Source organism: Ralstonia edaphi (genome assembly GCF_958350185.1).
Taxonomy (GTDB): domain Bacteria; phylum Pseudomonadota; class Gammaproteobacteria; order Burkholderiales; family Burkholderiaceae; genus Ralstonia; species Ralstonia edaphi.
Genome location: NZ_CATWHI010000007.1, coordinates 62,562 through 83,594 on the forward strand (window position 1 = coordinate 62,562; position 21,033 = coordinate 83,594).

Genomic DNA, 21,033 nt, shown 5'->3' on the forward strand with positions numbered 1-21,033 from the left:
GCCAAGCAATGATTTGCGCGCAGTGGTTGCCCGCATAATGTGGCGCAGGAGAGCGGCAATGGCGAGGCCAGAACAGCGCCACAGAATGCTTCACCGCGTGCCAGCTCTGAGCCAAGTAGTCACTGAGCCCGAATCCCCGGTGAGGACGGCCACAACTTCCACGGGCGTAGTCTTAAAGGCTGTGAAATAACCATCCGCTCAATCCCCGTTTTGCTCGGCGGGGAGGCTTCAGCCGGTCGTCCTGAGGCACTCTCCGGGCTCACTTCCTGCTTGTCCGTGCTGCGCACGGAACATCATTACGTCTCATCCCCGCCAACCCCAATCACACTGCATCGGCGCGGCAATTGGCTATACCGGGTATCACCTTCACCCGGAACCCTCATGCCCTCCTCCACACCGATTGCCCGTAGCAAGACAGCCGCCTTGGCCCGCATCCTCGACAGCGTGCCCAAGGGATACTGCCGATACACCTGCGGAACCGTAAGGGTCGACAAGGCTGAAGCCTTGGCCCACAAGTTTCACGCGCTGTACGGCATCGGCTGCTCGCCAGCGCAGCGCCTCGCACGGAAAGGCAAAGGGCTGGCGAGCGCCGTCCTGGTCTTGTATTGGCCGAGTGAAGCAGCGAAGGTGGAATGGCTACTGCTGGCTACCGAAGGCAACGGCCTGAAGCAGGAGTCGTTGCGCTCAGTCGATGAGACGCCTCGCTTGACCTGGCTGGGCTATGAGTTGGTCCGCCACTCCGCACGTGAACGGACGGCATGGACCTGGCGTCGGCCAAAGCAGGAGATGGCTGAGCTGCATGCTCTATTGGCTCACCAAGCGACCCAGCGACACTACGTTGCGTTGGCCGAGACACTCGAGCGCATTGCGCGCCAACCTGGTTTCCACGGTGTACGGGCGCAATCCTGGGCCCTCTTCCAGGAGGCAGGCCGACGTGGCTACGCCGGCCCGTTCCCGCAGCTCTTTTACCTTCAGAAGGTCAGCCACGGTGAACGTCTGAATGTTGCATGAAGGACGATGCGAATAGACCGGTCGCCTTGCAAATCATGAAGGCCCTTTCGGGCTATACAAGAAGCAGTCATGTGACTGCTTCTCGTAGACAAAACACATGCACCAACTGCATACAACGCCCGGCCTGGTTGCGCCCTCCACGGCGACCCAACACGATGCCCTTTTATTAGAGGGAGTTTTGTCGCCCATGAGCAAAATGGGCCGTCTGACGCCCTTGGCGGCGTCGGAGTTTGGTAAGAAGGCTTGGAGGCAGGAATGAGCCGCACCCCTCCCTTCGAACCAATCCGATTCGCTGAAAAGCTGGAGAAATCCGGCATCTATGCTTCAGACAACAGTCTGCTGTACGAGTGGACTGGAACCCATTGGAAGGCCATTGACGATGCCATGGGGGAACGCATGGCACTCAAGTGGATTGCATCCGACGGCCGGGGCACAATCAATGCCGCCAATGCGCGCGCAGCCTATCAAACCGCCGTCCGTTGGCTCCCGATGCTCGGTGAGCCCAGCGAGACCACCGTCATCCCCGTCCACAATGGGTACCTGCACCTTGAGCACGGGTTGGTGCTTGAGCCCCATGACAAATCCTTGGGTTTAAGACACGTCCTGTCCTGCGACTTCGACCCTGGAGCGCCGGCCCCCACTGAATTCAACGCGTTTATGGAGCGCATCCTGCCAGATAAGGGGGTGCGAGCCCGTGTGCAGGAATACGTTGGCTACACGTTGCTACCGGACGCCCGCTTCCAGCGCGCCCAAATCTGGCTTGGGTCAGGTGCGAACGGGAAAGGTACCCTGGCCAACCTGGTCCAGGCGCTGCACGAGCGTACCGCAGCGGTTCAACTGGATGGCCTGGACGGCTTCCGCATGGCAAGCATGATTGGCGCCTCGTTGATTTATTGCGATGAAGCGCCCCAGCGGAATATCAACGAACAGGCCATGAAGTCGCTGATTGCGGGCGAGCTTGTCCAAATTGACCGAAAATATCGTGACCCCATCACGGTTCGCGTCAACGGCAAGTGGTTGATTCTCGCGAATCACATCCCAGCTGTGACTGACCAATCCACCGGCTTTTGGCGACGGTTCGATGTTGTACCCTTCTCGGTGGAAATTTCTGAAGGTGAGCGTGACCCACTGCTGGCCAAGCGCATCATCGCTCGAGAACTGTCCGGAGTTCTAAATTGGGCGCTTGAAGGGCTGCAGCGCTTACTAGCTCGAGGCCGGTTTGACGAAGCCATGCCCACGCCAATGCGCGTCGCGGTCCAGTCTGCGCGAACGGAAACGAATTCGGTCCAGGCGTGGTGCAGCGACATGAGCATCGAACTCACCACGACGGTTGAAACGGCCAAAGTCGACGTCTATGCGAACTACGCAGGCTGGTGCCGCGAGAACGGGATGGTGCCGGTAGCTTCGCCCAAGTTCTGGAAACGCTTGCCGGATTCGGTAGGAGCTGTCGCTGAGGGGCGCATGCTTACCAAAGCAGGGCGCATCAGAACTTGCAACGTCCAGCTATGACCCGCCAGCCAGCAATCCTGGGCAGCCAAACCACCGCCAAAAGCGGTGGTTTTTTGATGAGACCGCGCAGACCGGGTTCCGTTGAAAACTCTCGGAGCCCATATATTCATTTTCCCTTCCGTGATGGACACAAAAGGAAACAGTCCAGCAGGAGATTTGTACCGGCACCTGGTCAACCTGGTCACGAACAAAAGACTGCGCAGTCCTTGCACATTTTCATGACCGGACCGGACCCCAAGTCTGGTCCGATGTGGGGATGCTGCGCTCCCCACGCCCCAAGCCGCTGACCAGGGACGTCAACGCCAGCCGTGATTAGCTCGTGTCAGTCGAAAAGCCTCTGCAATCCCACTTGCCTGCCAACATCTTGCGAAACGCAAGCTACTCTCCATTGGCAGCAGAACACTGCGCAAAGCTGGCGACACTGCAAGAAAGTATTGGCGCAGAAACCTCGCAATGTACCGAAAAGCGGTTTTTTATGGCCATCGTGTCAGAGCAAGGGGAAAGGTCACCGGAATTGTGCGAGCGCCGCTTTGCGACAGCCGATAAAGTGATTAGATATTCATATTTCAAGCAAGAATTGCGCTGACCGGAACATTCCTTGTGACTTTGGCTGTCCTGACCATGGTGCAAGCCCAATTCTCGTGACCTTTTTCCATAGAACTTTTTAAGGTCGCACAATTGCGGCGACCTTTGTTCCGCGCGGGCCGTGCTTATGCCAAAACGCCACCTTACGCGAAAGCCTTGCTGCGTAAGGCTCTCCAGACCATGCACCGCCCGAAATCACGATTCTTTTTGGTTGCAAAGGTGGCGGTTTCGCATAAGGAGCGCGCTTCAACGGTGGCAGCATTGCGGGCGATGGCGCCACCGATGCTTATGCCAAAACGCCACCTTACGCGAAAGCCGCGCTGCGTAAGGCTCTCCAGACCACGCCCCCTCCAAAATCCCGATTCTTTGCGGTTGCAAAGGTGGCGTTTTCGCATAAGGAGCGCGCTTCAACGGTGGCAGCACTGCGGGCGATGCTGCCACCGACGCTTATGCGAAAACGCCACCTTACGCAAAAGCCACGCTGCGTAAGGTTGTCCAGACCATGCACCATCCAAAATCACCATTCTCTGCAGTTGCAAAGGTGGCGGTTTCGCATAAGGCGCGCGCTTCAATGGTGGCAGCAATGCGAGAGACGCTGCCACCCTATCCAAAAAACGATGGTTTCCTGAACATACGTGAAATCATTACCACCACGCCGGGCTATACCCATTCAGATGTTCAACATTTCCTCCAACAATCAACATCCGGAAAAGGGTAAGCATGGCAGTAATCGGATACGCGCGGGTCAGCACCGACGAGCAGTCGCTAGACCTTCAGCAGAACGCCCTGAAGGAAGCCGGGGCCACCAGCACATATGAAGACAAGGCGAGCGGCAAGACAGCCGATAGACCGGAGCTAGCCCACTGCCTGAAGGCGCTACGAGAAGGCGACACCCTGGTTGTGTGGCGGCTCGACCGGCTCGGACGAAACGTGCAGGACCTCATCCGTATCGTCAACGACCTGGAAGCACGCGACGTCACATTCAAGTCCCTGAAGGAGGCCGTCGATACCAGCGGCCCTTCCGGCAAACTCATCTTTCATCTGTTTGCTGCGTTGGCCGAGTTTGAGCGTGAACTCATCAGAGAGCGGACTATGGCAGGCCTGGAAGCAGCTCGAGCTCGAGGCCGCAAGGGCGGGCGCCCGCGGCGCTTGGACGTCAAGCAACAGCGAGCCGCTTTGGCATTGATGAAGAATAGGGAGATGTCAGTTGCTGAAATTAGCCGGCAGTTCGATGTGTCGCGCTCTACGCTGTACAGTCTGCAGGCTGCGAGCCGCCGCCCCACCCAATAGCGCCGGGGAACATCGTCGATTTGGGCGAACAAACTCGGCCAAGCCTCGTACAGGATTACCAAGCAAGCAATGACGAGCTCGCCGCTCAACTTTCCCTACCCCTTTGAAGGCCACCCCGCGCCCATTCAGATGGTGGGGCTCTTCAGCTTTATCCCGGGCGCGTACCTGAAGTTGTTCGGTATTCAGTTCCAGGTCGCGTTCGAGGAGCAGGGCCTGGGAAACCAGTTCCGGCGCCTAACACGTCGAACAGAGGCGGGGCCACCAAAGGAAAAGTCCCTCGCGAAGGCACTCAGGGACGTCCTGGACAAGATTGCCTCCGATGAGGACGCGCCCTCCCTGTTTGACGACATGCGACTGGCCCTGGAGGGCTGCGAGCAAGCCCGCGAGCGACTCGAGAATCTGACGCTTATCGAATCGATGTACCTCGGATTTGGCATCGAGCCGGACACGTGGGAGCGTCGGCATTGTCACCAAATCTTGATGGAGCGAGCTGGCCGGCACGCCCAGCAGCTGCTCGAGGCCGGTGACACGCCTGGCGCCGTTGAATACATCAGCACCCACCCCCTGTTGAGCGCCCTAGTCTGGCCGGAGGCCTTGGAGGTGCTGCGCGGAGCGACGAGCCTGAATGCCGCGCTTCCAGTGACTATCGCCATGGCCATGGATGCCCACCTGGGCTGGCTGGCAGCCTGGGACCTCGATGACGCTGAGGGCAGGAAGCTGCCGGCACCTCAATTTGCCTGCCTGCTGCCGTCAACCGCGCAGAGAGGCCGCAATCCGACCAGCCTGCTTTTCGACGAGCTGAAACGGCGGCTGGCGGTATCCTCAGTCCCTGAGATACTGGACAACGGCCATGGCGAGCCCGAGGTGGAGATTGGGACGCTTTACCGGTGGAGTTCGGGGAAGAACTTTCCGGAGGCGAAGACGCTGTCGAAAGTGATGACAGCGCACGGGCTCCTGGACGAGCGGGACATCCTTTATCGGCAGTTGAATGCGGCTAGGCTTGTCAACCTGCTGGGTTATCTCAGCCAAGACCTCGCCAGCAAGGCACTGGAACACCGCGAGCCGACGGCCTGGTGGCCGTGGCCCGCCTACCCTTTCGGCCACCTTGATTTCGAGTCCTGGGCGGCCGACCGGTATCCCTTCTGGCTGGCGTATCACCGGAAACATGGCGCTACGCTGGCCGGGTTGGCCAAATCAACGCCGACCAACCCGTAGCGCCGGGCGTTACTTGCCCTTCGACGGCGGATTGTTGCCGCGGCCGCCGCCGGAAGGCTCGCCCGTGCGGCTCGGCCAGTTCGGATTGTTCGGGGCAGCGTTGAGGTTGCTCATGGTGTTCTCCTGGTTGGTTAGGTCGGTTTGTTTCCGACGCCCAACTATCGCCCCTCCCGGGGAGAACAAGCTATGGCAATGTTTTGCCAAAAATGTGCTGTCGGCCAGTAGTTCCTACGCGCCGTGGTGCCTCTCATTCATCGTGGGTGCGAGCGCTCCGATTCGGAACACATTCCTACCAGAACGGGTGAGCCTCATTGCCGGATGCGTCGATTGGCCTCTGTCTTTTAAGGACACGTGACTCTGGTCGCCGTGTCCATAATGGACACGGGCCTGCTGAGAGATAGTCCCGCACGTATTCGAGTCTGGTACTCACACGTAAAGTGTCCGACTCGGACACTGCAGCACGCGAGTGTGTCCCATTGGGACACTGCCAGCGAAAAGGCTAACGCTGCATCCGTTTGCGGCGAGATTGACCAACTTGCCAGCCCGGAAATTCTACGTGCGCCGAGCTGCGACCTGCTCCGCCTTAGTTGGGCGACCGCGGTGGCGCGGCACGTGTGTCCCTTCCGGGGCAACCGGATTTTCGGTCGCACCGAGTTGTTTTTCGAGCCACGCTTCAACGTCGACCGGGCGAAACCGCAGCAACCGGCCGAGCTTGATGCAGCGCGGCAAATCGCCACCGGTCGAGTGGCGGTTATAGATTGTTTGCTCAGCCAAGCCGAGGGCGGCGGCGAGTGTCTTGGGAGTGAGAAGGTCTTCCACAGCGTCACATGGCTATATCGTGCAGTCACATGACTGCAATGAGTATAGCCGTGAGTTACCCGCATCTTTGCGCAGCTACTTCGCTTGCGGTGCCGGCCACTCTTGCTGCAATTTCGCTGCACTTGCTGCAGTAAATCGCGGTAACATGCCGCGACTCAGGGTAAGGTAAGTCCTTGATTTTGCTGGGCCGAACCAGCAACCATGCCCGTCCGCGACGCCCTCCGAAGGCAGGGGTTGCTGGTTCGATCCCAGCCGGGCGCGCCAAAAATCAAAGATTGCCGCGACTTGTACGGTTTTCCCACGCCAGAACCGCGCTTCCGCCGCAACGTGCAGGCCTGCCTATCCCCGAACCTTATTCAGCTCCCCTGCGTTTTCGATCCGCTGATCGGGCTGCGGGCATGCTTGAAGAGATAGTCACCCCATCAGGAGTCGAGCTGTGAGCCGTTACTGGAGCGATATCGTTCAGCAACTTGTGCCCTACGTCCCGGGCGAGCAACCAGCCATCGCGCGGCCCATCAAGCTGAACACCAACGAGAACCCATACCCGCCATCGCCGCGTGTGGTGGCAGCAATCTCGGCAGAGCTGGGGGAGACCGGCGACAGCCTGCGCCGCTACCCCGATCCGCTCTCGCGACGCCTGCGCGAGACGGTCGCCGCGGAGGTCGACCTCAAGCCCGAGCAGATCTTTGCGGGCAACGGGTCGGACGAGGTCTTGGCGCACGTCTTCCAGGCGCTGCTCAAACACGACAAGCCGCTGCGCTTTCCCGACATTTCGTACAGCTTCTACCCGACCTACGCGCGGCTGTACGGCGTGCAGTGCGAAGTGGTGCCGCTGGCGGACGACTTCTCCATCCGCGCCGATGATTATCTTGGCGACGCGGGCGGTGTGCTGTTCCCGAACCCGAACGCGCCGACCGGCCACGCGCTGCCGCTGGCGGAAATCGAACGGATCGTCGCCGCGAACCCGTCGTCGGTCGTCGTGGTGGATGAGGCTTATGTCGATTTCGGCGCCGAGTCCGCCATTGCGCTCATCGACCGCTATCCGAATCTGCTCGTGGTGCACACGACGTCGAAGTCGCGCTCGCTGGCCGGCATGCGCGTGGGCTTCGCGTTCGGGCACGCGGCGCTCATCGAAGCGCTCAACCGCGTGAAGGACAGCTTCAATTCGTATCCGCTGGATCGCCTGGCGCAAGCTGCCGCCCAAGCGGCTTACGAAGACGATGCGTACTTCCGCGCCACGTGCGCACGCGTGATGGCGAGCCGCACGCGGCTGACGCAATCGCTGCAGTCGCTGGGGTTCGAGGTCGTGCCGTCGATGGCGAACTTCGTCTTCGCGCGGCACCCGCGTCACGATGCCGCCACGCTGGCGGCGCGCCTGAAAGAGCAGGCGATCTTCGTGCGCCACTTCAAGCTTCCGCGCATCGATCAGCATCTGCGCATTACCGTCGGCACCGACGATGAATGCGACGCATTCTTAAAGGCGCTGCAAGGTCTGCTGAAGTAAGTACGCGGGCGTCTGCGGCAAATTGCCACCGGGGTCCGCCGGCCATTTGGAGGGCACCGCCCGGCGCAGATGGCTGCATGCCTCGACCACACGGTGCATCCGCGGCATGGCGCAGTGTGGATCGAAGGCCACGGAGGCAACCGATTGCTGCACTGAGGTATGCGGAACATTGACCGTACGCAGATGCCGCAGGCCGATTGCTGTGCCAGAATGCACGAGCGGGTAAACGGCGCGCCGACGCCGTCCGCTGTCCCCTAGGGCGAGCCTGAGCAACGCGCGGGCGGCACGGGACGCCACACAACACACTCCCACAAAAGGAATCAGCATGTCCAATCGTCGTCAATTCCTGAAGAGCATCCCCATCGTGGCCGCCGCGGGCGCCGTCATGTCGATGTCGGACCTGGCACTGGCTGCACCGATGGTGGCGGAAAGCGACCCGCAAGCCAAGGCGCTGGGCTACGTGGCTGACACCACCAAGGCCGACAAGGCGAAGTTCCCGAAGCACACGCCGGATCAGCACTGCGGCAACTGCGCCCTGTACCAAGGCGGTGCGGCTGCGCAAGGCGGTTGTCCGCTGTTCGCCGGCAAGGACGTCGCCAACAAGGGCTGGTGCAGCGCCTGGGCCAAAAAGGCCTGAGCGAAGCGGTATCGCACCCATGAAAAAACGGACTCTGCGGAGTCCGTTTTTTCATGGGCACTCGCTCTACAATGCGTGCCATGCCGTTCACATTCACGCCCACCGTCCTCGTCGTCGACGACGAACCGCACATCCGACGCTTCGTGCGCGCCGCACTGGAGGAGGAAGGCTGCGAAGTCCATGAAGCCGACCGCGTCGAGCGTGGCCTGATCGAAGCGGGCACACGTCAGCCGGACGCGGTGATCCTCGATCTGGGGCTGCCCGATGGCGATGGCATGCAGCTGATTCGCGAGCTGCGTACCTGGACGGAAGTGCCGGTGCTCGTGCTTTCGGCGCGCGTGGATGAGCGCGACAAGATCGACGCGCTCGATGCGGGGGCGGATGATTACCTGACCAAACCCTTCGGCGTGGGCGAGCTGGTTGCGCGCCTGCGCGTGCTGCTGCGGCGGCACGCCAAGCGTGGCGAAGACGGCGGCAGCGTCATCCGCTTCGGCGAGGTGGAAGTGGACCTGGCGCGCCGCCTGGTGAGCCGCAACGGCGAGGCGGTGCATCTCACCCCGATCGAATACCGGCTGCTGGCGGTGCTGCTCGGCCGACGCGGCACCGTGATGACGCACCGCGAGCTGCTGCGCGAAGTCTGGGGCCCCGCGCATTCCGACAGCAGCCACTATCTGCGCATCTACATGGGCCATCTGCGCCACAAGCTGGAGCGCGACCCCGCGCGGCCCGAACACCTGCTGACCGAAGTCGGTGTCGGGTACCGCTTCACGGCATAAGCCGGTTCACTGCTCCTTGATGCCGGCAGCGCGCACGATGCGGCCGTTGCTGTCGTATTCGGCGCGAATGGCCGCGGCAAACTGCTCGGCTGTGCCGCCCGCCGGTACCACGGCGGCCTGCGTGAGGCGCTCGCGCAGATCGGGCGCGGCCAGCGCCTTGTTGATCTCGGCGTTCAATCGGGCTATCACGGGGGCTGGCGTCTTGGCGGGCGCGAACACGCCGAAGGTCGAGGCCATGTTCGCCTTGGCGTAACCGAGTTCGGTGAAGGTCGGCACATTCGGCAGCGCGTCGAGCCGGTGCGGCGCACCCACCGCCAACGGGCGCAGCTTGCCGCTGCTGATGTGTTGCATCAAGGTCGGACCGACGTTGGTCGACATGACTTCCACCTGGCCGCCCAGCGCATCCGTCAATTGCTGACCGCCGCCCTTGTACGGGATGAGCGTGATATCCACGCGCGCCTGCGACTTGATCTGCTCCAGCGCGAGATGCCCCACCGTACCGAGGCCCGATGTCGACCAGCGGATCGAACCCGGCTTGGTGCGGGACTGGCTCAGCATGTCGGCAAAGCTCTTGCCGGTGAACGACGGCGTGCCCAGCAGGATCATCGGTGCGTACATGACGTTGGCCACGGGCGCGATGTCTTTCTGCGGGTCATACGGCAGTTTGCCGAAATGCGGGTTGAGCGTGAGGGGGCTGACCGACGAGAAGCCCAGCGTGTAGCCATCGGGCGCCGACTTGGCTACGGCGTCCATGCCGATGCTGCCGCCGGCACCGGCGCGGTTTTCCACCACCACCGGCTGGCCCAGTTGCGCCGACAGCTTTTCACCCAGCGCACGCGCCACGTTGTCGGAAATGCCACCAGTCGGATACGCGACGATGATGCGGATCGGCTTGGCCGGATAGTCCTGCGCCTGGGCAGGCACGGTGGCCAGCAGCGGCAGGCCGGCGCACAGCAGCACGGCAGAAGCAATCAGACGACGGCGGGCGGTACGTGCGGAAGTCATGGCGCAATGTCAGGGGGGAGAAACGGAAAGGAACATTGTAGGCCGATGCCCAGGCAAGCTCGCCCTGGCGACGTACAAAAACAGCAGGCAAAAGAAAAGGCGCCCGAAGGCGCCTTTTCCATTCCCAATCGCGTGACAGTGTCGATTAGAAGATGTGGCGGATACCCACGCCAACGCTCGTCTGGTTCGACTTGCCAACGCCGGTTGCGTTGCCGCCACCCGACAGTTCCGGCAGAGCTGCGTCCTTGACCTTGTTGTAGTCGACCGTGCCGTACACTTGCGTGCGCTTGGACAGGGCGTACTCGGCCAGCAGCACGCCGGTGTAGCGCTTGCCGTCGTTGCCGGCGGTCAGAGCGGCGTTCTTGATGCTGTCGTAGTAGAACGCGCCGGTCAGAGCCAGGGCCGGGGTGATGTTGTACGTCACGCCCAGGATGCCGACGTGGTCACGACGCTTCGTGGCGCCCGGGGTCAGGCCAGCGCCCGAGGTGGCGTTGCCGTAGATGTTCAGGCCGAAGGCGCTGCCGCCGACGCAGTTTGCCGAGCTGTTCACGCAACCCGTGGCGTCGCTGCTGTCGATGTAGCCTGCGAACAGCTTGGCTGCGGCGATGGTGTAGTTACCACCGATACCCCAAACGGTTTGCTTGTTGCCAGCAACGTCCTTGTGCTGCTGTGCGAAGGCGCCGATGTAGGCCGGACCGAATTCATAGGCCACCGTGCCGCCAACGTACGAGTTCTGGCTAGCAGCGCCAGCCACTTCGCCAAAGCCGTAGGCCAGGCCGACCGACAGGCCGTTCCACTTGCCTTCGTACTTCAGCATGTTCGATTCACGCAGACCGGTCAGGCCGTAGTACATCCACGAGTTGCCGTCGTAGTTACCCACGCCCAGCGGGTCGAAGTTGCCGCCCGTCGTGAAGCCGAAGTTGTATTGACGGCCCAGGGTGATGGTGCCCAGGTCCTTGTTCGACAGACCCACGAACGATTGACGGTTGAACAGCGTACCGGAGCTGCTCATGCGGCCCGAGTCCGAGTTGAAGCCGCTTTCCAGCACGAACAGTGCCTTGTTGCCGCCACCCAGGTCTTCCGAGCCCTTCAGGCCCCAGCGGCTGTTCGACACAGCACCGCTTTCCATCTGGGTCACGCTGTTGCCAGCTTGGTTGGCGTTGTTGATGTAGTGAATGCTGGTATCGACAATACCGTACAGCGTCACGCTCGATTGGGCGTAGGCAGAACCTGCGAACAGGGCGCCAACTGCAACCAGAATGGCAGACTTTTTCATGTGGGCTCGTAATAAAAGAGTTGTCTCAAACCGCCCGACCCCGTGTGCATGAGGTTGGGCTCCTCCGTTTCCTTAACTTCCGTGTCGGAAGTGCCGCGCAAATTTAACAAAAGCCCATATGCGCGGCAAAGCAATTCACGGAATCGTTCTACCAAGTGTGGTAAGCGCGCATCGCTCTTAATGCACTGCACCAAATCGGCCTGCAACAAGGCTTGCAGGCGCGTCGCGCCCTGCTGTGGTGCATCAAGGTCGGACGCGGCATTTGAACTGCTCTCTTGATTAGACAAAAAGGTTAGGAATTTGCCGAGGGCATTACGCCACTGGCGCGAATTTCAGCGCCATTCACGCTGACTTGCATCATTTCGGCGCCAACAACAAACCGTTCGTCGCACCACCGTGGATGCGGCATGCCCCCTGACCTAGGCTGTAGACCGTGGCAAGACATCAAATGACCACGCCTAAAACAGCACCGAAAATCAGTTGAAGAAGGAGTTCGCCATGCGACTCAAGCAAATGGGGTTGGCCGCCATGCTGGCGGCCGGGGCCCTCGCGGCGGGCAGCGCTTGGGCGCAGGCCAGCCGCGTGGAAGTGTTCGGCCAGAATGCACGGGCCGAACGGTTTGACGTCTATAGCGACAGTGCCCGCACCGGACGCTTCGACACATATACAGAAGGGGCGCGCAGCGGCCGCTTCGATCCGTATTCGGACGGCATGCGCAGCGACCCGGCCGGCCGCGCCCGCGAGGGCGGCGGTACGGTCTACGGGTATCCGGTTCCGAATTGATGCGCTGAACGGCATTCACCGCGTTCGTCACGCAGCCGTTACGCATTGATCAGTTACGGGCCGGTCTCCAGGCATCCTCCGTTTTCCGCCTCTTGGCCCACTCGGGCCCCGCTGGTGATGCGCCAGCGGGGCTTTTTCATGCGCGCTCAGATGAGCTTGTCGAGCGTGATCGGCAGTTCGCGCACGCGCCGGCCGGTGGCGTGGTAGACGGCGTTGGCGATGGCCGCCGGCACGCCGGTAATGCCGATCTCGCCGATGCCCTTGGCGCCCAGCGGGTTGACGTATGCGTCCGCCTCGTCGAGTACGAGGATGTCGATGTCGGGCACATCGGCGTTGACGGGCACGTGGTACTCCGCGAGGTTGTTGTTGACGATGCGGCCGTAGCGCGTGTCGAGCAGGCTCTCTTCGAACAGCGCCATGCCCATCCCCCAGACGATGCCGCCCATGAGCTGGCTACGCCCCGTCTTGGCATTGAGCAACCGCCCCACGCCGTAGCTGCCGACGATGCGCGGGACGCGGACCACGCCCAGATCCGCATCGACATGCACCTCGACAAACACCGCGCCGAACGAGTGCATTGAGAATTTCTGCTTTTCCTCCCCCGGCTGCACCTTGGCCGTCACCTCGATGGGGCGACCATGGCGGGCAACCACGGCAGCCACCGGTTCCCGCGCACCGCTGCGTGCGGCGAGCACACCGTCGGCCACCGTGATGTCCTCCGCGGCCAGCCCATGCAGCGGCGAACTGGCGTCGGCAATGGCCGCGGCAATCAATGCATCGCGCGCCTGCTGGCCGGCGGCCTGCACGGCGGGCGATACGCTGGCCACGCTCTGCGAGCCGCCCGACACCGGCGCTTCCGGCATGCGCGTATCGCCCAGGCTGAAGTGCACGCGGTCGACGGGCATGCCCATGGCATCGGCCGCTACCTGCGTCATCACCGTGTAGGTGCCGGTGCCCAGATCCTGCGAGCCGGATTCGACCTGCGCCGTACCGTCCGGCAGGTAGCGCGCGGTGGCGCCGGCCGCGCTGCGGTTGGCCGGATACGTGGCGGTGGCCATGCCCCAACCGATACGCGTGTTGCCGTCACGCATGCTGCCCGGCTGCGGATTGCGGCGCGCCCAGCCGAAGCGCTCGGCGCCAGCGCGGTAGCACGCAGCCAGGGACTTGCTCGACCACGGGATGCGTTTTTCCGGGTCTTGGGCGGCATCGTTGCGCAGGCGCAGCTCCACGGGGTCGATGCCCAGCGCGTAGGCCATCTCATCCAGTGCGACTTCCAGCGCGAACGTGCCGGTGGCTTCGCCGGGTGCGCGCTGGAACGTGGGCGTACCGACGTTCAGACGCGCCAGCCGATGCGTCGTCCGCTGATGGGGCGTGTCGTAAAGCATGCGGGTGACGATGGCGCAGGGCTCGGTCCAGTCCTCGATCATCGACGTGGTGGTCAGCGAGTCATGCGAGATGGCGGTGAAGCGGCCATCGCTGGCGGCGCCCAGGGCGACGCGCTGCTCGGTACGCGGGCGGCCGCCCACCGGCCCAAACATCTGCGGGCGGTCCAGCACCAGTTTCACGGGCCGTCCCGCCTGCCGCGCGGCCATGGCAGCCAACACCACGTGCGACCACACCGAGCCCTTGCAGCCGAATCCGCCGCCCACGAACGGGCACACGACACGGAGCTTGTCCGGCGACAGGCCAAGCGTCTTGGCGACGGTGCGGCGCACGCCCGAGACGTATTGCGTGCTGTCGTACAGCGTGAGCGAATCGCCCTCCCACACGGCGATGGTCGCGTGCGGCTCCATCGGGTTGTGCGTTTCCATGGGCGTACCGTAAACGGCCTCGATGCGCTGCGCTGCCTGCGCCATGCCGGCAACCACGTCGCCGCGCGTGGTGTCGGCCGACTGCCCCTGCACCTTGCCGGGCGAGTGCGCATCGGCGCGGGCAGTTTCGAAATCGAGCCGCGCCGGCTGCTGGGCAACCTCCACGCGCACCATGCGCGCTGCGGCCTGCGCATGTTCCAGCGTGTCGCCCACCACCAGCGCGACGGGCTGGCCGTTGTAATGCACCTGATCGTCCTGCAGCAGCGACAGCACGCGCCCGGCCGGCGGTTCCAGCGCGGGCTTGCCACCGTTGGGCAAGCGCGGTGCGTTCTCATGCGTCATCACCAGCAGCACGCCGGGCATGGCCTGCGCGACATGGGTATCGACCCGCGTGATTCGACCGGCCGGCACGGTGCTCTGCACCAGCACCGCATGCACCAGACGCGGCACCTGGAACTCTGCTGAGTAGCGCGCCTGGCCCGTGACTTTGAGCAGACCGTCGGTGCGGTCCAGCGGTTGGCCGACGTTGCTCATGCCACACCTCCTGTCGGATTGGCGGGATTGGCGGGATTGCCCGCGATGGTGAGCGCCCGGGCCACGGCCCGCTGTGCGAGGGGCACCTTGAAGCCGTTGTCGCGCAGCGGCTGGGCGCCCTGCACAGCCAGCGCGCCCGCCTGGGCAAACAACTGCGCATCCACGGCCTGGCCCGCCAGCATCTGCTCGGCCGCATGCGCACGCCACGGCTTGTGCGCGACGCCGCCGAGCGCAATGCGCGCCTCCCGAATCGTCCGCCCATCGGTCTGCAAGGCCAGCGCCGCAGCCACCGACACCAGCGCAAACGCGTAGCTCGCGCGGTCGCGCACCTTCAGGTAATGCACGTGCGAGCCGAACACGGGCGCCGGCAGGTCGATGGCGACGATCAGCTCGCCGGGCTCGAGCGTCGTGTCGATTTCGGGATGCGCTTCCGGCAACCGATGGAAGGCTTCGATCGGGATACGCCGCTCGCCATGCGTGCCGTGCACAACCACCGTGGCGTCCAACGCGGCCAGCGCGACGGCCATGTCGGATGGATGCGTCGCCACGCAGGCCTCGCTCGCACCCAGGATGGCGTGCATGCGGTTGAAGCCCTCGCGCGCGGCGCAGCCGGAGCCGGGCTGACGCTTGTTACACGCCGGGTACGCCGTGTCGTAGAAGTAATGGCAGCGCGTGCGCTGCATCAGGTTGCCGCCGTTGGTGGCCATGTTGCGCAGTTGGCCCGATGCGCCCGACACAATCGCCTCACTCAGGAGCGGATAGCGTGAGCGCACGAGCGGATGCGCCGCCGTATCGGCATTGCGCGCCATCGCGCCCAGGCGCAGACCGCCGTCGGGCAACGTGCGGATCTGCGCCAGCGGCAGACGGCTGACATCCACCAGCCGCTGCGGCTGCTCGACGCCGCCCTTCATCAGGTCCAGCAGGTTCGTGCCCCCGCCGATATAGCGCGCGCCCGGCTCCTGGGCCAAGCGCACGGCAGCCTCGACGGAAGACGCGCGGTCATAGGCAATCGATTGCATGGCGGCTCCTTAAACCGTGCTGCCGGACTTGGCAGCCACCACGCGGATCGCCGCCACGATGTTGGGGTACGCACCGCAGCGGCAGAGGTTGCCGCTCATGCGTTCGCGGATTTCGTCTTCGGTCAGCGTAACCGGGCCGTCTGCGCCAAGTGCCTCGGGCGACGTGACGGTGCTCGGCATGCCGCGCCGCGCCTCTTCCAATACCGCCACCGCCGAGCAGATCTGCCCCGGCGTGCAATAGCCGCACTGAAACGCGTCGTGTTCAAGAAACGCGGCCTGCACCGGATGCAGCGCCGCACGGTCGACCACGCCGTCGTGCGCGTGCGCCAGGCCCTCGATGGTGGTGATGGCCTCGCCTTCGTGCATGATCGCCAGCGTCAGGCAACTGTTGATGCGCCGGCCGTTCACGAGGACGGTGCATGCGCCGCACTGGCCGCGGTCACAGCCCTTCTTGGTGCCGGTCAGCCCGAGCACCTCACGCAGCGCGTCGAGCAAGGTGACACGCGGCTCCAGCGACAGCGCATACGGCTTGCCATTGATGTTGAGCGAGACCGGCCGCGCCGGCGCCAAGGCAGCGGAGCGGGCCGCGCCCTGCGCCTGAGGGCGTGCGCCGGCGGATTCATGCGGCAGCGCAAACGCCGAGGCCGCGGCCGCCGCGCTTTGCAAAAAGCCGCGCCGGCTGGGGCGGGCGGGTGATCCATTCGATTCGCGGGAGGGGTCGTTTGGGGCTGCGGAGGGATGTTCGGACATGACGCGCGCTCCACCGGCCGGGCGGCCGTAGCTGGGGACATGCGTCACGGGAAAGCAAGCGGAATACCCGGCACCCGGGCGGTGGGAAGCCGCAGGACAGCGGCTTCGCGCAGGAGATGTGCTGCGGCGCGTGTAAGGCTTACGCGCCGCGTTGCAGTGCGGTTACCTGGCCGGGCCGACGCGGTCGCGCGACACGTCCATGACCATGCGCGTCAACAGGTACAGGCGCGGCACGATGGAGTTCAGGTCGACGTATTCGGCGTCGTTCGAGTGCGCGCCAAAGCTCGCCAGGCCGAAACGTTCGATCACGGGCGCCTTGGTCTTCGAGGCGGCAAATGCGGCATCGGTGCCGCCGCCTTCGGCCTTGTCGTCAATCTCCAGCGTCTTGCCCAGTTCGCCGTAGATCTTCTGGGCGTGCTCGGCCAGCGCGCGCGAGGCCGGCGTGGCTTCCAGCGGCGGGCGGCGACGCTCGAACTTGGCCGTGACCTGCGTATCCGGAATCAGCTTGTTCTTGATGCGTTCGTTGACGGTGTCTTCCAGCTTGTCGGCGTCGGCCGCGCGCAGCAGGCGCACATCGGCCTGGGCGCTGGCCACGGCCGGGATCACGTTGCGGTTCGTTCCGGCCTGCGCCACCGTCCAGTTCACCTTCAGGCCCGTTTCGGGCTTGGACAGATCGCGCATCTGCAGCACCTGGTGCGACAGCTCGTACAGCGCGTTGCGGCCCTGCTCCGGTGCGCCGCCCGCGTGCGATGCCTTGCCCTTCACCTCCAGCAGGATCGCGCCGATGCCGCTGGTGGCCAGCGACAGCTTGTCGGACGTCACGCGCGTGCCTTCGCACGAGAACACGGCGTCCTGCTCGGCACCGAGCTTGGCCTGCATGGCCCGCGCGCCCGGCGAGCTGATCTCTTCATCGCCGTTGATCAGCACCGTGAGCGTGCCGTATTGCTTGAAGTTGACGGCCTGCAGGATGGCGATGGTGTGCAGGATGACCGCCACGCCGTTCTTGTCGTCGGCGATGCCCAGGCCGTAAGCCCGTTCGCCGTCGATGCGGAATGGCTGCTGCGCCAGCATGCCCTTCAGGTACACGGTATCCATGTGCGCGATCAGCATGATGTTGCGCTTGCCCTCGCCCTTGAAGCGCGCGAGGACCATCTTGCCGATCTTCTCGGGCGTGTCGGCCATGCGGTAGGCATGGTCGCTCGGGTCGATGAGCTTCACGTCGCCGCCCATGCCGCGCAGGCGCTCGGCAATCACCCCGGCAATCTTGTCGAGTCCTTCGATGTCCTTGCTGCCCGATTCGATCGAAACCAGTGTCTTCATGGTGTCGATCAGCGCCGGTTTTTCCTGCTGGGCGCGCTTGTAGATTTCAGCCGGCGGCACGGCGGCGGCCTGACCGGCAACCAGCGCACCCACCAATGCGACAACGGCCAGCACTGCAGGGCGCATGCCCTTGGGCAACAACGGGGCTCTCATGAATGTTTCCTCACCTGTTCTTAGTTATGGTCTGCAACAAACCGGCGATTTTCTCACGCCCGCCTGAGGATTGCCCGAGGGCCATCCCCCCTTTGGCTAGGCGCATGACACCGCGCAAAGGAATACTGATAGAGATGCGCAAAACGAAAGCGCTGGGCTGACACTCTCGCTACAATTGCTGCCATGCAATACATCCATGTCGTCAACGGCGATGTTGCCGGCGCCACGCTCAAGCAGGCGCTCGCACAGGCTGGCCGCCCCGATTCCGTAGTCGTACTGCGCGACGATCTCGCCGTCGGGCCGCTGGTCGACGTCGACAGTGTCGCCATGGCCCGCTCCGGTTTCTGGCAGCGCGTGGCGCCCAACAGCAACATCGATTTCGCCGCGGAGATGCGCGACGCACTGGCGTCGCTCGCCGACCTGCGCGATGCCACCACGGAAGTCGCCATCTGGCACGGCCAAAGCGCGTCGGACCAGCTCATGCTGCGCCGGGTGGCGTTCCATCTGCACCAATCGCCCCAGCGCATCAATGAAGTCGGCATGGATGTGCGCGAACTTGAGGCCCCGAACGGTCAAGGCCCCCTGACGACCATCGGCATGTATTCGGGCGCCCGGCTGGCACGGCGGTTTTCGACCATCGCGCCGGTGTCGGTGTTGCGCATCGGCCGCCTGGCCTACGAATGGCAGCAGACCGTGCGCGAGAACGCCGACACGCGGCTGTGGAAGGGCAACACGCTGGTGCCGGTGTCGTACGGCACCGTCGATGAAGTGATCCTGGAGCACGTTCCGACCGACTGGGCCAGCGCTCGCGACGTGGTCGGCAGCATCATGGGCGCCATCGACGGGTTGCTCGCCAGCGACTGGTTCGTCTTCTGGCGCTGCCGCGAACTGGTCGGCAACGGGCAACTGCTGCTGCGCGGCGAGGCCGATTCGCTCAGCACCTGCGAGCTGCGGCGCAACGTCAGCGTGGCCGTGTAACTGCCGCCCTAAACTTGGATGTGACCCGAGGAGCGCCAAAAGCGCTCCTTTTTGTTTGTGCGCGGCTTGCGCCTGAAGCGCGTTCGTAACCGGCGCGAGTTAGCCGTCGCGCCGGAGGCCAGCCCGCGCGGGGCAACCGATCGGGGCATCGGCGTCGCCGCCGTCGACCTCGTTGGCAAGGTCGCTGTCGGGCTGCGCGCCTTCCATGTCGCTGTGGACGTCGCCCTCGCCCCACGGCATGCCGGATTCGCGCAGGCGTTTGCGCTGCATGCGGTCGCGCTGGAACATTTCGGCCAGCTCGTCGCGCCCCTGCTGCGCAAGCGACACGAGCTTCTTCTGATCGCGGTAAACCGGGTAGACCTGTTCCATCGAATTGAGCGTGTGGCGGCGGAACGTCTGCGCGATGCGATGCGCCTCGTACGGCGCCTTGCCCAGGCCTTCCAGCACGCGACGGCTCAGCATCAGCGAGCCCTCGAACATTTCACGCTCAATCACCTCCACGCCGCGGTCGCGCAGCTGGTAGACGTGCGACACGTTGCGCGCCCGCACGTACAGCTTCAGGTGCGGAAAGCGCTCGCGCACGCGATCGACCACTTCCAGGTTGGTTTCCATGTCGTCGATGGCGACGACCATCATGCGGGCCTTGTCGGCGCCAGCGGTTTCCAGCAGGTCCATGCGCGTCGCGTCGCCGTAGAAGACCTTGAAGCCGAAGCGGCGCAGCATGTCGATCTGGTCTGGGTCGTGGTCGAGCACGGTGGCGCTATAGCCCTGGCTGTAGAGCATGCGGCCGACAATCTGCCCGAAACGGCCGAAGCCCGCGATGATGACTTCGTTCTCCTGCGGCTCGATCGTGTCGGGCGCGCGCTTCTTGCCATCCATCATGCGCGGCACCAGTACCTTGTCGTGCAGGAGCAGCAGCAATGGCGTGGCTGCCATCGACAGCGCGACCACGAGGTTGAGCGCAGCGGCGGTCTCCGCGCCCAGCACGTTGCCGGCCACACCGGGGCCGAACACCACAAACGCAAATTCACCGCCCTGCGAGAGCAGGAAGGCAAACAGCCACGCCTGCCCGCGCGCAATGCCAAAGCGGGTGGCCAGCAGACGCAGCGCGCCGATCTTCACGGCCAGGAACACCGCCACCAGCCCGATCACGGCCCACGGCTGGCGCATCAGCACGCCAAAGTCGATCGACATGCCGACAGCGAGAAAGAACAGGCCAAGCAGCAGCCCCTTGAACGGCTCGATGTCGGTTTCCAGCGCGTGACGGTATTCCGAATCAGCCAGCAGCACGCCGGCAATAAAGGCACCCAGCGCCATCGACAGGCCCACGCTGTGCATCAGCAGTGCGATGCCCACCACCAGCAGCAGCGAGAACGAGGTGAACATCTCGCGCATGTTGGTGCGGGCGATCGCGCGCAGCACGGGCCGCAGCAACGTGCGCCCGCCAAAGATCACGGCCGCCACCACGCCCACCGCTTTAAGCGCCGCAAGCCAATGGTCGCCGCCCGCAGCATCGGCGGGTTCGGGTGCCAACAAGGGGAGCAACGCGATCATCGGGATGGCCGCAATGTCCTGGAACAGCAGGATGCCGAAGCTGGCCGTGCCTGCCGGCGTGCGCATCAGGTTGCGCTCGGCAAGCGTGGCGAGCGCGATCGCCGTGGACGACAGCGCCAGCCCCAGCCCGGCCACCACCGCTGCACGCCACGGATGGCCAACCGCCATGACGGCAAGCCCCACCATCAGCGCGCACACCACGAGCTGCAGCCCGCCGTAACCGAAGATGCTGCGCCGCAGCGACCACAGCCGCGCGGGCTCCAGCTCCAGCCCGATCACGAACATCATCAGCACGACGCCGAATTCAGAGAAATCCAGAATCGACTGCACATTGGTGATGAGCCGCAAGCCCCAGGGCCCGACGATGACCCCGGCCAGCAGATAGCCGAGCACCGAACCCAGCCCCAGCCGACGGGCCAACGGCACTGCCGCCACGGCTGCAGCCAGGTAGATGACGAAATTGACGAGCAGGTCGTGCGATTGCATGGGCAAGGAAGAAATCCG

19 protein-coding genes are annotated in these 21,033 nt (G+C 63.8%); 11 read left to right on the plus strand and 8 right to left on the minus strand.

Features of this window, described 5'->3' with window-relative positions:
* Positions 1-381: 381 nt before the first annotated feature.
* The 6 genes from R2669_RS21580 (at position 382) to R2669_RS21605 (ending at position 5,610) form a co-directional block, all read left to right on the plus strand.
* Positions 382-1,011, plus strand: a complete 630-nt coding sequence (locus tag R2669_RS21580) for a hypothetical protein (protein WP_316901982.1) — start codon at positions 382-384, stop codon at positions 1,009-1,011.
* 255 nt (positions 1,012-1,266) lie between these two features.
* Positions 1,267-2,520, plus strand: a complete 1,254-nt coding sequence (locus R2669_RS21585) for a DNA primase family protein (RefSeq protein WP_316901983.1) — start codon at positions 1,267-1,269, stop codon at positions 2,518-2,520.
* 349 nt (positions 2,521-2,869) lie between these two features.
* Positions 2,870-3,106, plus strand: a complete 237-nt coding sequence (locus tag R2669_RS21590) for a hypothetical protein (RefSeq protein ID WP_316901984.1) — start codon at positions 2,870-2,872, stop codon at positions 3,104-3,106.
* Positions 3,107-3,607: 501 nt separating this feature from the next.
* Complete coding sequence (locus tag R2669_RS21595; RefSeq protein ID WP_316901985.1) at positions 3,608-3,823, plus strand: hypothetical protein; 216 nt, start codon at positions 3,608-3,610, stop codon at positions 3,821-3,823.
* Between the two features lie 2 nt (positions 3,824-3,825).
* Positions 3,826-4,395, plus strand: coding sequence for a recombinase family protein (locus R2669_RS21600; RefSeq protein WP_316901986.1), 570 nt, complete (start codon positions 3,826-3,828; stop codon positions 4,393-4,395).
* A 69-nt stretch (positions 4,396-4,464) separates the two neighbouring features.
* The gene (locus R2669_RS21605; RefSeq protein ID WP_316901987.1) at positions 4,465-5,610 is read left to right on the plus strand and encodes a hypothetical protein; all 1,146 of its coding nucleotides are present in this window, start codon (positions 4,465-4,467) and stop codon (positions 5,608-5,610) included.
* Between the two features lie 552 nt (positions 5,611-6,162).
* Here the strand turns inward: R2669_RS21605 and R2669_RS21610 are convergent.
* Complete coding sequence (locus tag R2669_RS21610) at positions 6,163-6,429, minus strand: helix-turn-helix transcriptional regulator (RefSeq protein WP_316901988.1); 267 nt, start codon at positions 6,427-6,429, stop codon at positions 6,163-6,165.
* Positions 6,430-6,865: 436 nt separating this feature from the next.
* Here R2669_RS21610 and hisC point away from each other — a divergent pair, with 436 nt between their 5' ends.
* The 3 genes from hisC to kdpE all read left to right on the plus strand — a co-directional run bounded on the left by hisC (position 6,866) and on the right by kdpE (position 9,346).
* The gene (gene hisC, locus R2669_RS21615; RefSeq protein ID WP_316901989.1) at positions 6,866-7,933 is read left to right on the plus strand and encodes a histidinol-phosphate transaminase; all 1,068 of its coding nucleotides are present in this window, start codon (positions 6,866-6,868) and stop codon (positions 7,931-7,933) included.
* Between the two features lie 325 nt (positions 7,934-8,258).
* Entirely contained in the window at positions 8,259-8,570 is a 312-nt protein-coding gene (locus tag R2669_RS21620; protein WP_027680422.1) for a high-potential iron-sulfur protein, read from the plus strand.
* A gap of 71 nt (positions 8,571-8,641) precedes the next feature.
* Positions 8,642-9,346 (plus strand): two-component system response regulator KdpE, encoded by a 705-nt coding sequence (gene kdpE, locus R2669_RS21625; RefSeq protein WP_316902078.1) that lies wholly within the window; start codon positions 8,642-8,644, stop codon positions 9,344-9,346.
* A gap of 6 nt (positions 9,347-9,352) precedes the next feature.
* On the opposite strand, the gene R2669_RS21630 is transcribed toward kdpE, so the two are convergent.
* The gene (locus R2669_RS21630; protein WP_316901990.1) at positions 9,353-10,351 is read right to left on the minus strand and encodes a Bug family tripartite tricarboxylate transporter substrate binding protein; all 999 of its coding nucleotides are present in this window, start codon (positions 10,349-10,351) and stop codon (positions 9,353-9,355) included.
* 145 nt (positions 10,352-10,496) lie between these two features.
* Positions 10,497-11,627: a porin gene (locus R2669_RS21635; protein ID WP_316901991.1), complete on the minus strand. Its 1,131-nt coding sequence runs from the start codon at positions 11,625-11,627 to the stop codon at positions 10,497-10,499.
* Positions 11,628-12,125: 498 nt separating this feature from the next.
* On the opposite strand from R2669_RS21635, the gene R2669_RS21640 reads away from it, so the two are divergent.
* Complete coding sequence (locus R2669_RS21640; protein ID WP_316901992.1) at positions 12,126-12,410, plus strand: hypothetical protein; 285 nt, start codon at positions 12,126-12,128, stop codon at positions 12,408-12,410.
* A gap of 146 nt (positions 12,411-12,556) precedes the next feature.
* On the opposite strand, the gene R2669_RS21645 is transcribed toward R2669_RS21640, so the two are convergent.
* The 4 genes from R2669_RS21645 to R2669_RS21660 form a co-directional block, all read right to left on the minus strand.
* Positions 12,557-14,755, minus strand: coding sequence for a xanthine dehydrogenase family protein molybdopterin-binding subunit (locus tag R2669_RS21645; protein ID WP_316901993.1), 2,199 nt, complete (start codon positions 14,753-14,755; stop codon positions 12,557-12,559).
* Entirely contained in the window at positions 14,752-15,774 is a 1,023-nt protein-coding gene (locus R2669_RS21650) for an FAD binding domain-containing protein (RefSeq protein WP_316901994.1), read from the minus strand. The genes R2669_RS21645 and R2669_RS21650 overlap by 4 nt, the downstream gene beginning before the upstream one ends.
* A 9-nt stretch (positions 15,775-15,783) precedes the next feature.
* A complete protein-coding gene (locus R2669_RS21655) occupies positions 15,784-16,524 on the minus strand; it encodes a 2Fe-2S iron-sulfur cluster-binding protein (protein WP_316901995.1) in 741 nt (246 codons plus the stop codon).
* A 162-nt stretch (positions 16,525-16,686) separates the two neighbouring features.
* Positions 16,687-17,997, minus strand: a complete 1,311-nt coding sequence (locus R2669_RS21660; protein WP_316901996.1) for a M20/M25/M40 family metallo-hydrolase — start codon at positions 17,995-17,997, stop codon at positions 16,687-16,689.
* Positions 17,998-18,180: 183 nt separating this feature from the next.
* On the opposite strand from R2669_RS21660, the gene R2669_RS21665 reads away from it, so the two are divergent.
* Complete coding sequence (locus R2669_RS21665) at positions 18,181-18,975, plus strand: DUF1835 domain-containing protein (protein ID WP_009239689.1); 795 nt, start codon at positions 18,181-18,183, stop codon at positions 18,973-18,975.
* Positions 18,976-19,074: 99 nt separating this feature from the next.
* Here R2669_RS21665 and kefC read toward each other — a convergent pair whose 3' ends face one another.
* Positions 19,075-21,015, minus strand: a complete 1,941-nt coding sequence (gene kefC, locus R2669_RS21670; protein WP_316901997.1) for a glutathione-regulated potassium-efflux system protein KefC — start codon at positions 21,013-21,015, stop codon at positions 19,075-19,077.
* Positions 21,016-21,033: the final 18 nt, after the last annotated feature.

Coding starts and splice junctions, on each gene's coding strand:
- R2669_RS21580 (WP_316901982.1), top strand. CDS start 382: ATGCCCTCCTCCACACCGATTGCCCGTAGCAAGACAGCCGCCTTGGCC.
- R2669_RS21585 (WP_316901983.1), top strand. CDS start 1,267: ATGAGCCGCACCCCTCCCTTCGAACCAATCCGATTCGCTGAAAAGCTG.
- R2669_RS21595 (WP_316901985.1), top strand. CDS start 3,608: ATGCACCATCCAAAATCACCATTCTCTGCAGTTGCAAAGGTGGCGGTT.
- R2669_RS21600 (WP_316901986.1), top strand. CDS start 3,826: ATGGCAGTAATCGGATACGCGCGGGTCAGCACCGACGAGCAGTCGCTA.
- R2669_RS21605 (WP_316901987.1), top strand. CDS start 4,465: ATGACGAGCTCGCCGCTCAACTTTCCCTACCCCTTTGAAGGCCACCCC.
- R2669_RS21620 (WP_027680422.1), top strand. CDS start 8,259: ATGTCCAATCGTCGTCAATTCCTGAAGAGCATCCCCATCGTGGCCGCC.
- kdpE (WP_316902078.1), top strand. CDS start 8,642: ATGCGTGCCATGCCGTTCACATTCACGCCCACCGTCCTCGTCGTCGAC.
- R2669_RS21630 (WP_316901990.1), bottom strand. CDS start 10,351: ATGACTTCCGCACGTACCGCCCGCCGTCGTCTGATTGCTTCTGCCGTG.
- R2669_RS21635 (WP_316901991.1), bottom strand. CDS start 11,627: ATGAAAAAGTCTGCCATTCTGGTTGCAGTTGGCGCCCTGTTCGCAGGT.
- R2669_RS21640 (WP_316901992.1), top strand. CDS start 12,126: ATGCGACTCAAGCAAATGGGGTTGGCCGCCATGCTGGCGGCCGGGGCC.
- R2669_RS21645 (WP_316901993.1), bottom strand. CDS start 14,755: ATGAGCAACGTCGGCCAACCGCTGGACCGCACCGACGGTCTGCTCAAA.
- R2669_RS21650 (WP_316901994.1), bottom strand. CDS start 15,774: ATGCAATCGATTGCCTATGACCGCGCGTCTTCCGTCGAGGCTGCCGTG.
- R2669_RS21655 (WP_316901995.1), bottom strand. CDS start 16,524: ATGTCCGAACATCCCTCCGCAGCCCCAAACGACCCCTCCCGCGAATCG.
- R2669_RS21660 (WP_316901996.1), bottom strand. CDS start 17,997: ATGAGAGCCCCGTTGTTGCCCAAGGGCATGCGCCCTGCAGTGCTGGCC.
- R2669_RS21665 (WP_009239689.1), top strand. CDS start 18,181: ATGCAATACATCCATGTCGTCAACGGCGATGTTGCCGGCGCCACGCTC.
- kefC (WP_316901997.1), bottom strand. CDS start 21,015: ATGCAATCGCACGACCTGCTCGTCAATTTCGTCATCTACCTGGCTGCA.